The organism is Flavobacterium galactosidilyticum (assembly GCF_020911945.1).
GTDB classification, from domain to species: Bacteria; Bacteroidota; Bacteroidia; order Flavobacteriales; family Flavobacteriaceae; genus Flavobacterium; species Flavobacterium galactosidilyticum.
In genome coordinates, this window is record NZ_CP087135.1 from 1,518,092 (window position 1) to 1,530,780 (window position 12,689).

Annotated in this window: 12 protein-coding genes; 3 read left to right on the forward strand and 9 right to left on the reverse strand. The window is 31.3% G+C overall.

The window, feature by feature from the left end; genetic code table 11:
• Positions 1-113 precede the first annotated feature (113 nt).
• Entirely contained in the window at positions 114-980 is an 867-nt protein-coding gene (locus LNP27_RS06590; RefSeq protein WP_229943806.1) for a DMT family transporter, read from the reverse strand.
• A 106-nt stretch (positions 981-1,086) separates the two neighbouring features.
• Here LNP27_RS06590 and LNP27_RS06595 point away from each other — a divergent pair, with 106 nt between their 5' ends.
• A complete protein-coding gene (locus LNP27_RS06595) occupies positions 1,087-1,473 on the forward strand; it encodes a heavy-metal-associated domain-containing protein (RefSeq protein ID WP_229943807.1) in 387 nt (128 codons plus the stop codon).
• A gap of 135 nt (positions 1,474-1,608) precedes the next feature.
• On the opposite strand, the gene gldD is transcribed toward LNP27_RS06595, so the two are convergent.
• The 7 genes from gldD to mutY all read right to left on the reverse strand — a co-directional run bounded on the left by gldD (position 1,609) and on the right by mutY (position 9,037).
• Entirely contained in the window at positions 1,609-2,172 is a 564-nt protein-coding gene (gene gldD / locus LNP27_RS06600) for a gliding motility lipoprotein GldD (protein ID WP_229943808.1), read from the reverse strand.
• 6 nt (positions 2,173-2,178) lie between these two features.
• Positions 2,179-3,474 (reverse strand): gliding motility-associated protein GldE, encoded by a 1,296-nt coding sequence (locus tag LNP27_RS06605; RefSeq protein WP_229943809.1) that lies wholly within the window; start codon positions 3,472-3,474, stop codon positions 2,179-2,181.
• Between the two features lie 23 nt (positions 3,475-3,497).
• Positions 3,498-3,938 (reverse strand): single-stranded DNA-binding protein, encoded by a 441-nt coding sequence (locus LNP27_RS06610; RefSeq protein WP_229943810.1) that lies wholly within the window; start codon positions 3,936-3,938, stop codon positions 3,498-3,500.
• 105 nt (positions 3,939-4,043) lie between these two features.
• The gene (locus LNP27_RS06615; protein WP_229943811.1) at positions 4,044-5,561 is read right to left on the reverse strand and encodes a hypothetical protein; all 1,518 of its coding nucleotides are present in this window, start codon (positions 5,559-5,561) and stop codon (positions 4,044-4,046) included.
• Between the two features lie 43 nt (positions 5,562-5,604).
• Entirely contained in the window at positions 5,605-6,699 is a 1,095-nt protein-coding gene (locus LNP27_RS06620) for a peptidase associated/transthyretin-like domain-containing protein (protein ID WP_229943812.1), read from the reverse strand.
• 12 nt (positions 6,700-6,711) lie between these two features.
• Positions 6,712-7,497: a GLPGLI family protein gene (locus LNP27_RS06625; RefSeq protein ID WP_229943813.1), complete on the reverse strand. Its 786-nt coding sequence runs from the start codon at positions 7,495-7,497 to the stop codon at positions 6,712-6,714.
• Positions 7,498-7,996: 499 nt separating this feature from the next.
• Complete coding sequence (gene mutY / locus LNP27_RS06630; RefSeq protein ID WP_229943814.1) at positions 7,997-9,037, reverse strand: A/G-specific adenine glycosylase; 1,041 nt, start codon at positions 9,035-9,037, stop codon at positions 7,997-7,999.
• Between the two features lie 133 nt (positions 9,038-9,170).
• Between mutY and LNP27_RS06635 the strand changes: the two genes are divergently transcribed.
• Positions 9,171-9,461 (forward strand): HU family DNA-binding protein, encoded by a 291-nt coding sequence (locus tag LNP27_RS06635; protein ID WP_066080765.1) that lies wholly within the window; start codon positions 9,171-9,173, stop codon positions 9,459-9,461.
• 388 nt (positions 9,462-9,849) lie between these two features.
• Positions 9,850-11,394 carry an Rne/Rng family ribonuclease gene (locus tag LNP27_RS06640; RefSeq protein ID WP_229943815.1) on the forward strand — a complete coding sequence of 515 codons (1,545 nt, stop codon included), beginning with the start codon at positions 9,850-9,852 and terminating at the stop codon, positions 11,392-11,394.
• Positions 11,395-11,764: 370 nt separating this feature from the next.
• On the opposite strand, the gene rpe is transcribed toward LNP27_RS06640, so the two are convergent.
• On the reverse strand, positions 11,765-12,427 hold the full coding sequence (gene rpe / locus LNP27_RS06645; RefSeq protein ID WP_229943816.1) for a ribulose-phosphate 3-epimerase: 663 nt from the start codon (positions 12,425-12,427) through the stop codon (positions 11,765-11,767).
• Between the last annotated feature and the right edge of the window lie 262 nt (positions 12,428-12,689).

The following is a 12,689-nucleotide window of genomic DNA, read 5'->3' on the forward strand; positions in this document are numbered from 1 at the left end:
AGATAGCCTTTGTTGTTTTATGCTCAAAATATAAATCACTTTTTAGCACCTAAAGTTTTAAAAACTACAGACTTCCTACTAAAAACCGAATACTGTTTACTGAATAATGAAAACTACTTCTTAGCGGATAGATAAACGCCAATAAGAATTATGAAAGCTCCAAAAAACTGAATAGGAGTAAGAGCTTCGTTATCTAATAGTCCCCATCCAAAAGCAACTACCGGAATCAAATAAGTGACAGAAGTGGCAAAAACAGGCGATGACATCTGGATCAATTTAAAGAACAATATATTTGCAATTCCTGTTCCAACAACCCCTAAAATAATAATAAATAAAACGGATTTTTGCACCTGTACTTCTTGAGCTACGTCAAAAAAACCGGAGAAAAACAACACTAAAAAAGCAGGAATAAATAATACGGTAAAATTACCCGTTGTAATACTAACCGGACTTAAATCATGTAGATGTCTTTTTATTAAATTTACATTTAAGGCATAGCATATTGAAGCAATTAAAACTAAGATGGCATAATAATGATTTTGTTCTGGATGGTTCGCAGCGCCATTTAAAACAAGTAGAATGCTTCCTGCTAAACCTATTAGAATTCCAAATATTTGATTTCTCTTAAATTGTAATCTAAATAGTAAAGCTCCTAAAACTAGAGTATTCAATGGAGTCAAAGAATTCAAAATAGAACTTATTGAGCTGTCAATTTCAGTTTGAGCTATTGCAAATAGATAAGCGGGTAAAAAAGTGCCAAAAAGTGAAGTTAAAGCAATATATTTCCATTTAGAAGCTGGAATTTTTGGAAGACTCTTAAATCCTATTAAAAGCAAAAAAACAGAAGCGAAAATAATTCGTAAAGACCCCAATTGTAATGGGTTTAAACCAACAAGTCCCTTTTTTATTAATATAAACGAGCTTCCCCAGACTAAAGACAGAGCCGTCAAATACACCCATTTTATATGCTTTGATTCCATAAAGATAATTTTGGCCAAAATTGTAACTATTTTGTGAAATACTCCGTCTTTTTTTGATTAATTTTGTAGTATAAATAATGAACTAAATCTTTTAAATTATACTAAAATGAATTTCAAAAAATCAATACTCACTTTAGCTTTCGCAAGTATTTTATTTGTAGGATGTAAGGAGAAAACTAATGAAACAGAAGTAAAGGAAATGGCTGAGACAACTGAAGCTGCTGCTCCAAAAGTTAAAAAAGAAATTGCAGCCGCTAATCTTCAAAAAGCAAGTTTCGCTATTGAAGGAATGACATGTGCTATGGGTTGTGCTAAAACGATTCAAGATGATTTAGCAGATCTTGACGGTGTTCAAGAGGCTACAGTGGATTTTGATACAAAATTAGCTACGGTGTCTTTTGATAAAACAGTTCAAACTACTGAAACGCTAACTAAAGTTGTTGAAGCTGCAGCTGATGGTAAAACGTATAAAGTTAAGGATATGAAAATCTAATATTTTTTTAATCTTTAAACAAAAAAAGCATTCGTTAGTCGCGAATGCTTTTTTTTTGTGAAAAATATCGAGATGATTTAAGTTTTTTTGTTTTGAAGCGCTATTGCACTTTATAGAATTATATTAATAAACAAATTATTTCCATTTCAGAGTCTCCATTAACCGTCGCATATCGTTTTGTATATAGCTTGCGGCTGGCATAATTGAGTCATAGTTAGGTTTTGCATAAAAATAAACGGAAGCAGTTATGAAGTTTTTTGTACTATCTGTTGCGTAAAATTGCGCATTTGTAGCTGCATTTCCTTCCACTTGATAAAACATTCCATATACTTTTTTGTCTGAATTCAAATACGGTTGCTCCAGAATATCATCCGCTTTTATCACGTGTTCATAAGTCAATTTTTGCGCATCACGCAACAGTTCATTAATATTTTTTGTGACTGGTTTATAGGTGAGATAAATGGTCGCTTTCATTTTTGGATACGTAATCGTGAAACCACAATCGGTCTCTTTTTTGATAATGGCATCTGAATTCATTTCGAAAGTATAAGGACATTCATTTTCAAAACTCATGTATTTTGCTTCTGGATAATCCAATCGCAAATAACTTGATGGTTTTGGCAGTACTTCGTTCTTACAACTAAAATTTAAGAATGTAGCGGAAATTATTATCGAAAAAGCGATTATCTTTTTTATCATTTTTACCTATTCAATCGTTACTTTTATTTGCTTAACTCTTTTCTGGTCAACGGTTTCTATCGTAAATAGACAATTTTCAAACGATATTTTCTGGTTTTTCTTTGGAAAATTACCTAAAATTTCAAGAATAAAACCCGCTAATGTTTCTGCTTCTCCTTTTCTGTTTTCGAATAATTCTTCATCAACATCAATGATACGATAAAAATCCTTTAGATTTATTTTTCCCTCAAATAGGTAGTTTTTATCATCAATTTTAGAAAAATTAATATGTTCATCATCAAATTCATCACTGATATCGCCCACAATTTCCTCGATTACATCTTCAAGAGAAACTAATCCTGAAGTTCCACCGTATTCGTCCACAACTATGGCAAGATGGCTTTTCATGCTCTGAAAATCCTTTAATAAGTTATCTAGCTTTTTATTCTCAGGAACAAAGAACGGTTCTCTCAAAAGGGATGCCCAGTCAAAATCATTAGTATTAATATATGGTAATAAATCTTTAACATATAAAACGCCTTCTATTTGATCTATATTGTCGCGATATACTGGAATTCTGGAAAATCCTTTCTCGATGATTTTTGGACAAATTTCTACAAAGGGTTCGTTTATTTCCAACGCAAAAATATCAATTCTAGGACTCATCACTTGCCGAGTGTCTGTATTACCAAAGCTTACAATGCCCTCTAAAATTTTTTGCTCTTCAGTGGATGTTTCATCAGAACCAGTAAGCTCAAGTGCTTGTGAAAGCTGGTCGACAGAGAAATTTGTTTTTTGTTTCCCTAATTTATTGTGCAAATAAATCGTAATCGCTCGCATTGGTAAGCTAATAGGAGAAAGTAATTTGTCCAGTAAACCAAGAGGGTAAGCCACTAGCATTACAAATTTTATTGCATTACGGCTTGCATAGACTTTAGGTAATACTTCTCCAAACAATATTATTAAGAAAGTGATGGAACTTATTTCCACAATAAATTTTAATAACGGAATTGTGATGGCTACGAAAATATTTTCGCCAACAAAGGAGAAGAATAATATTATAGTAATATTGATAAAATTATTAGCAATCATAAGTGTAGCTAATAGTTTTTTTGGTTTTTCTAAAAGTTTAGAAATTAAAGTTCCTTTAGAATTGTTATCCTGCGTTATTTGGACAACGTCATTTTGTGACAAAGAAAATAAAGCAACTCCGGCACCTGAGAGTAATGCGGAGCAAAATAATAAAAGGAGTATTCCTAAAACTCCAAATGCTAGATTAGTGTCAATAGCATATAAAAACGGCAAACTGGGCTCTGGGTCCAAATTGATAAAGATTAGTTAGACAATCAAAACGGCAAGTCATTTATTGGCAAGACGTTTTTTTCTGGCTCAAAATTAGTGTTTTTTGGGATATCAGCTGCAGGAATTTCTTTGTTGTTTTCGCTATCCTTTTTTGTAGAAAGAAAAGTAAATTCAGTTACTTGAATTTCGCTAGTATGCTTTGTACTTCCATCTTCTGCTTGCCATTGACGTGATTTTATGCGTCCTTCCGCATATATTTTGTCTCCTTTTGACAGGTATTTTTCGCAAAGTTCAGCCGCTTTATTTCGGACAACTAAGTTGTGCCACTCCGTAGAAGTGATTTTTTCGTTAGTTGTTTTATTGATGTACACTTCATTTGTAGCCAGTTGAAATCGACCAATACAATTTCCTCCTTCAAAATAATGCATTTTGATGTCGTCGCCAAGATAGCCTATTAACGTTACCTTATTTACTGTTCCGTTCATTTTAAAATTTGGTATTTATATCAAAGATACATTTTTTTGGAACTATTTAATTTAATTCCTTTTCAATATAATTATGAATCACAATTGGTAGAGTTTGAAATTAGATTAAAATGAGAAAGAAACACCGAAGTTTAAAAACCCCGACAATGAACTAAATTGAGTTTGCTCAAAATAAGAATTTTGGTTATCAACTTTTAAGCGAATATTATTATTCCTTATGTTTAGAATATTAACACCTCTTAGTGTAAAATTCCAATTTTTGAATTTATATTGAATACTAGGATTTATTTCTAAAATGTATTTTTGCAGTGTATTATTAGAAGAGAAATAAATGTACTTAGAGTCTAATTCCCAATTTAATTTTTCATTAAATACTAAACCATTTAGTTTTAGAAAAGCTGTAGTTTTACCTAAAGTGTTTTTTACATTATTAGAATTATTGATTGAATTATTTACAAGATATTCCCCACCAAAATTCATATTGAAGTCATTCGATTTAAAGTAAGACAAGAAACTAATTTCTGCTCTACTTTGAACAGCACTAAAGGTATTGCTCAAATTATTAATGAAAGATTCCCGATTAGAGTACGATTGCAGTGTTTCTAATTTTGCTGACCAAGGAATACTTTTCAATTTTTTTTCAAGAGTAAAAAACAAATACGAAGAATCATCTAAATCTATAAAATCATATTGTCTAATAGAAAGGTTGTTTGTGTTTATGAAATTAAATCCTATTTCTTTTAATTTATTAGTGTAAACCAGACCAAAAAAAGAAATGAAATTAGTTTGCAAATCCGTATAAGCGCCGTTTAGACTTATTGTGTTTTTTGGCAGCAACGCATCATAAAAAACAGCACCATTTTTTATAATAGTTCTATAATCTTCAATAAACAAACCTGGCATAATTTTATCTATTGAAACATTTGAAAAGTCTCTTTTGTAATTCAAACTAATATTCGCTTTCTTAGAAATTTCATAAGAAAAATTTACAAAAGGCAGAAAAGTCAGGTTGTTTTCTTTTTTAAAATCATATTGGAACTGTGCTTGAACAAACCTAAATCCTATAGAATAATTAAACTTATAGACCTTTTTTTTGCTAAAACTTGTTCCTATATAGTTCTTGGTGTTTAGTAAATTTAATTCTGAATTAAATTCCGGATTAGATTCATTTACAAAAATAGTTAAGGACTCATTATTGTTAGACGAGCCTGCATTTAAAGTAAAAGTCCCTAGTTTACTTTTAATTGTAAGTTTCGAATTAATCCCAAAAGAATTTGCATACCCATCCGTTTTTTGGAAAACCGCAAAATCATCCTTGAAATTTAAGTTCAAAAAAGAATCATTTGATTCTAAATCGATATTTTTACGATAACTTGTAAAATCGTTAAATAAATTATATTCAAATAAATAATTGTTGTTTAATTTTATTTTATGTGTAAAAAACTGACCAATATTAGTACTGGAACTTCCTTTGTTTTCATCAAAATTAGTCTGATTTGAGATTGATTGATTATCAATAACACTATTTTGATTATCCTTATTATAATTTACGGTCAAGATATAATTATAATAGTTTCTTTCATTGGGTTTTGATTCAAATTGAATTTTATTTGTATTAAACAACAATGCCCCTTCAACATTTGAATTTTTATCTATAACTATATCATTACCAGCAAAAAAAAGTTTGTTTTGACTTTAGAAATTCACTTTGTTTTACATAATTCAACATTGAAAACCCTTGGATTTTACTCGTTTTTGAAATTTTGTCGCTAAAATTAACTGAATAAAATTGAATGTCTTTTTTATTTACATTATCCGTAGAAAACAAAAACGAAGGTAAATTTTCCTCTACAGCCATTGAATTAGAAGCCGTTTCGTTTAATATTTCGCGTTGAACTCCTTTTTTTAATTCTAAATAATCATTGACTGTAAAAACCAAATTGTTAGTATTATTAATATCTGAAATAAAATTAACTTTAGCTTTACTGGCAAAATTATAGATATTAGTATGTTGTCTATAGCGCTTTTTATAGCCATACTCGGCTTCAACATCTCCTTTAATCGTGTTTTTATATGCTTCCTTTATAGAAACATTCAAAGCCGTTCTACTTGTATTATTAAATCCTACGATAGAAGATAAATTTTGAAAATTTTTTAAAACTTCTATCTTTTCAATCATTTCAGATTTTATATTTTCGGTAGCTAACTGATGCTGATTTCCATAGAATTCATCTCCTTCAATTAATAAATCGTCAATTTTTTTCCCCTTGTATTTTATCTTACCATTGTCGTCTATGCTAAGTCCTGGGAGTTTTTTTAGGACATCTTTTAGCTTCTGCTCGGATCCGTTAAGTAGTCTTTTTAGGTTAAATGTAATAGTATCGTTCTTTTCAGCAACATCCCGAAAATCAGCTTTAATGATAACCTCTTTCATGGCTACAACATCATTTTTTAAAATAATGTTTTTCTCAATAATTGAACTATTACCATCAATACTAAATTCAAAAATAAAAGGCTTATATCCCAAAAAGCTTGCCTTGACTAGAAAACTTTTAGTTTCAGCATCAGGACAAACCAATTCAAATTGTCCCAAATTATTGGACTGTTTGAAATCGATAAGTGCATTATCCAGTTTATTATACAATCGTACATTTACAAGTGACACTGGATTTTGCAATGAATCTTTTATTGTTCCTTTTATACTGGTTTGACTTTGAATTTGGAGGAATGAAAAAATAAAAAAAAACAATATGATTCGCATAAATGGTATAGCCTATTTTATAATAATCGTAGATCTGGTAGTGGTTGTATTTCCATTTACTGTAGTTGTAGAACTCGATTTCAATTTACTTACTTTCTCTTTTACGAAACTCTCTACTTCCGCCATGGTAACGGTTTCTTTTGGTGTTTCGGGTTTTACTATTATTATTGGATTTTCATCAATTTTCACACTAGTGGCTACAAACTCAATTCCTCCTGTGCTTAGATATAATATGAGCCCCGGAAGTCCATCAAATTTTTCCGGACCTGCACTTATCGCAATATCTTCAGTAAACCAAGCTGTAAAAAAATAACCAAACGCATCAGATGTAGCTTTTTTACAAGTGAAACCATTCATTTCTTTAGTTTCATTGGTGATTTGCCAATTCCAATTTAGTAAATGATCTTTACCAAAGAAATCTTTATTGCCATTAAAAAACCTAAAGAGTAGTTCATTACCAGCTATATCTTTATAGTAGTATTTCTCCTTTGTTTTGTCTGTTATTCTATAAGTAGCAGTATTTTTATGAACTCCCCCTCCATCATTTGTTTCATTTGCAATTTCATTTACTGAATTTTCGGTATTTTTCGTTTCGGAACTATTTTCATAAAGCGAAATTCCATTCTGATATTTTAAAGTATAATTATACGATGCTAAAATATGCTTTCTAGCAAATTCCAGTGTAGCTTCCAGCTTTTCTTTACTGATTATTCTTTTTTCCGAATAATTCACTGTAACTGCTTGCGAATATCCTATTAGAGACAGGAAGAAGAAAAATACTAAAGGTTTTATTTTCATTATATTTTCATTATTAAAAGCAAATTGTTTCTAGAAAACAATTTGCTTTTTGGTTTAGTTTAAAAAATTAAGTAGCAGATTTAATAACAAGTTGTTGTAGTTTCTACATCATATATTTCATAATAACCTTGCATATCATAACCCGATTCAACAAACCAATAATTTGTACGAGTAATACAGAAATCAACTAAAAGTTCTGAATCTCCGTCTTCTTCAGATAAGCTAACTTCTTTCGTGTTAATTTCTTTAATTTGATTAGGAATTAAAGTTTTTGTTCCTACCTCATTTGCACTAGCAAATAAAGAAACAGATAAAAATGCAAATAAAAAAATGGTTTTTTTTCATGGTTTAAAAGTTAAATTAACAAATTGATTCGTTTGGTATACCGAGAACAAATAAAAAATAATAAAACAATATAACCAAATGTTTTCTTACATTCTATTAAATTTAGTTAAAAAAAAACTTACAATAAATAGGAGTGGGTAATAAATTAGTAGAATTACATCTCTTCCTTTTCAATAAAATTATGAATGACAATTGGAAAAGGAAAAGTTTTCAGCGTTTCTTGATTTATCCCTTCCTTAATAGAACCGTCCAAAGTTACTTTCCAAAACTTAATATGTAAATGCTGGTGCGATAACTTATGGATAATGCTCTTGTCGGAAGTTTCTAAAATGCTTGAAATAGTATTTTCTTTAAAATATTCATTTTGTATTTGCTCTGAAACAAAATCAAAATTTTCTTCTTTTTCAGTTTCTAGTAATGGAAACTCATATAAATTATGCCAAATCCCTTTTGATGTTCGTTTTTGAATTATAGTGTTTTCATTTTCATCGGCAACAACCAAATAATTAAAGAATCGGTTCCTCACTTTTAGTTTTTTGGATTTCACGGGCAATTGATCGACTTTATTTTTTTGCAAAGCGGCGCAACTTTCGTTGAAAACACAAATGCCACAATTCGGACTTTTAGGAACGCATTGCAAAGCGCCAAACTCCATAATGGCTTGATTGAAAGTTGCAGGGTTGTCTTTTGGCATGACTTCGAAAGCCAAAGCAGCGAATTCCTTTTTGGAGGAAGCCTGAGCAATATCAGTCTCTACATCGAAATAGCGAGACAAAACCCGAAACACATTTCCATCAACAACAGGAACTACTTCATTATAAGCAAAAGAAGCTATTGCAGCAGCCGTATATTCGCCAACGCCTTTTAATTTTAACAAGTCTATATAGTTGTCTGGAAATATTCCGTTTAATTCTGTTGCGATATACTGAGCCGTTTTATGTAAATTTCGAGCACGTGAGTAATAGCCCAATCCTTGCCAGAGTTTTAACACTTTTTCTTCATTGGCTTTTGCCAAATCAAAAACGGTTGGAAAAGCGGTTGTAAAAGATAAAAAATAGGGCATTCCTTGAGCAACTCGCGTCTGTTGTAACATGATTTCCGAGAGCCAAATAGGGTAAGGGTTAGTCGTGTTTCGCCATGGTAAATCGCGTTTATTTTGTAAGTACCATTTTATCAGTAGGTTAGAGAAATTCATCTTTAAATATTAGACTACAAAAGTAAAAGTTTATGTGATTAAAATTTAATGAATTAGCTTGAATAATTGTTTTTTAAATTCCTATATTTGCAACCTCAAAAAAATAGTACAACATAATATAATAGGAAAGAAAATGACGAAAGCAGATATCGTAGCGAAAATTTCAGAGAAATTAGGTCTTGAAAAAGGGGATGTTCAGGCAACTGTGGAGACTTTTATGAATGAAGTAAAAAATTCATTAGAGACTGGAGACAATGTATATTTAAGAGGTTTTGGAAGTTTTATTGTTAAAACTAGAGCTGAAAAAACAGGTAGAAATATCTCAAAAAATACAACAATAAAAATTCCTGCACACAATATCCCTGCATTTAAACCTGCAAAAGTTTTCGTAGAAGGAGTTAAGACAAATAACGAAGCAAAATAATAATATTAATTAATCATAAAATCGATAAGATATGCCAAGTGGTAAAAAAAGAAAGAGACATAAGGTAGCGACGCACAAACGTAAAAAAAGAGCGAGAGCTAACCGTCACAAAAAGAAAAAGTAGTTTATAACTACTTTTTTCTTTTTAAAAGTTCATTGAAATTGAAAATTAGTAATCAGAGTTCAGTATTTAGTGCTCAGTTAGCTGCAAGCTGAATACTGTAAACTGTGACCTTGTTTTCTCCGGGTACAATACCTGTTAAATTATTGTTTAATCCATCCTTACAATTTAATTATAGATTGTAGATTGTAGATTGTAGATTTTTTTTAAAATCTTAACTCTAAAATCTTAATTCTAAAATCGAAAAGTGCGGATAAAAATTTACAGATGAATAAAGAATTAATCATTAGATCTAGTTCTGAAGCCGTAGATTTTGCCTTATTAAAAGATGGAAAACTAATTGAATTACACAAAGAAGAAGAAGAAAGTAACTTCCAGGTTGGCGATATTTTTATTGCTAAAATAAGGAAACCAGTTGCTGGACTTAATGCTGCTTTTGTAAATGTTGGCTATGAAAAAGATGCCTTTTTACATTATCACGATTTAGGACCTAATTTAGCTTCTCAACTGAAATTCATAAAACTTGTAAGCGCAGGTAAATTAAAAGATTTCTCCCTAAAAACCTTTCAGTTTGAAAAAGAAATAGACAAAGATGGTACCATTACTGATGTATTGAGTGCTAATCAATCTGTTTTAGTACAAGTCGTCAAAGAACCTATATCTACAAAAGGCCCAAGAATAAGCGCTGAGCTTTCACTTGCCGGAAGATTTATAGTTTTAGTTCCGTTTTCTGACCGCGTTTCTATTTCACAAAAAATAGAAGACAAAAAAGAAAAAGAACGTTTGAAACGATTGGTACAATCCATCAAACCAAAAGGATTTGGTGTTATTGTTCGCACAGTAGCCGAAGGCAAAAGTACAGTAGAATTAGAAAAAGATTTGCAGAACCTGCTTAGCAGATGGACTGCAATGTGTAAAAAATTACCAACTGCTCATCATCCGTCTAAAGTTTTAGGAGAACTCAATAGAGCTTCTTCAATACTAAGAGACGTGTTTAATGATACCTTTAGTGGTATTCAGATTGATGATGAAGAGTTGTACAACCAAACAAAGGATTACTTGCAAGAAATTGCTCCATCCAAACAATCAATTGTCAAGTTTTATCAATCTAAAGACACTCCCATTTTTGAGAAATATAACATAGAGAGACAAATCAAAACTTCTTTTGGAAAAACCGTATCCATGAGTAAAGGAGCATATCTTATTATTGAACATACTGAAGCGTTACACGTTATCGACGTAAACAGCGGAAACCGTTCTAATAAGGCTACCAACCAGGAAGATACAGCCATGGAAGTAAATATGATTGCTGCCGCTGAAATCGCTAGACAATTGCGTCTACGTGATATGGGCGGAATCATAGTTATTGATTTTATCGACATGTCTAATCCCGAAAATCGTAAAGTCTTGTTCGATTTCTTGAAAGAAGAAATGAGCGATGATAAAGCAAAACACAAGATCTTACCTCCGAGTAAATTTGGATTAGTCCAAATTACGAGACAAAGAGTAAGACCAGAAGTAAATATTAAAACTAGAGAAGAAGATCCTAACAATGAAAGTGGCGAAATTGAAGCGCCAATTCAAATCATTGATAAAATCAATTTTGACCTAGAAAGAGTATTAAAGAACCACAAAGATGTTGTGCTTAATGTACATCCATTTGTGGCCGCATACCTTACCAAAGGTTTTCCATCATTACGTTCAAAATGGTTTCTTGAACATAAAAAGTGGGTGAAAATCATACCTCGTGATGCTTACACGTATTTAGAATATCATTTCTACGACAAAAAAGAAAATATTGTTATAGAATAAAGTAAAAAACCGCCATTCGAAAGAGTGGCGGTTTTTTTGTGGCTTATGGTTATTACAGAATACAATAATATGTCTTTTTTTATAGCTTTTAACATTCAAAAGGATGGAATCATTCATAGAGGGAGGGAAGGAGGTATTCACCTCGATTGTAACCGAAATATGATTGCCTTAATTGTAATTTGTAGAAGCTATTCCAGCTATCCGTTACAATCTTTTGTGCTTCCCGGAGCTTCGCGAGGTACAAAAGGGTTTTCTCGTCTAGCTAGGATAGGTTTTAGTTTTTAGATGGTGTTTCTTAATAAGAATATTATTTAATTAGGTTTACCAAAAAACTATTGTAAAAAAAATGGCGCCTTGAGCGCCATTTTTTTTAGAAACTAGTTAGTTTCTTTAAATCGTGTATTGTTTGTGTTGGATTTTCAGCTTTAAAAACAAAACTTCCTGCTACTAGAACATCGGCTCCGGCTTCAACAAGTTGTTTTGCGTTTTTGTTTGTAACGCCGCCATCAACTTCAATAAGTGTTGTAGCTCCTTTTTTAGTGATTAAATCTTTTAATTTTTTAACTTTTGCATAAGTGTTCTCAATAAAAGATTGACCTCCAAAACCTGGATTTACACTCATGATGCAAACTAAATCAATATCATTAATTACGTCTTCTAGTAAATCAATGTTAGTATGTGGATTAATTGCTACTCCAGCTTTCATTCCTTCCGCTTTAATAGCTTGCAACGTTCTGTGAAGGTGCGTGCATGCTTCATAATGTACGCTTAATACATTAGCGCCTAATTCAGCAAATGTTTTAATGTAGCGATCAGGATCAATTATCATCAAGTGAACATCAACCGTTTTTGTTGCGTGCTTTGTAATTGCTTCTAAAACTGGCATTCCGTAAGAAATATTAGGAACAAAAACACCATCCATGATGTCAATGTGAAACCAGTCAGCTTCAGAATTGTTAATCATTTCAATGTCGCGTTGTAAATTTCCAAAATCAGCGGCTAATACTGATGGGGCAATAAGTGTGTTCTTCATTGTGTAGTTGTATTGTTTGTGCAAAAGTAGTTTTTTTAGAGCAATTGGCGAAAGTTTTTTATCGGAAGAGAAAGCTCGTTAGTTGGGTGTTTTGCTTGCGTAAGGGATTGCAGTGAAAATCCTTTTTCTTTTATGTAGCGATAGTAGAATAAAGGAAAAAGATTGTAACGTAAAGCCCGACCCGAAGTTTTTACGCAGGGATACGCCATAAAATAGAAAAAAGAAATCAGATTAAAAAAACAAAACTCCGGAAACTCGAGCA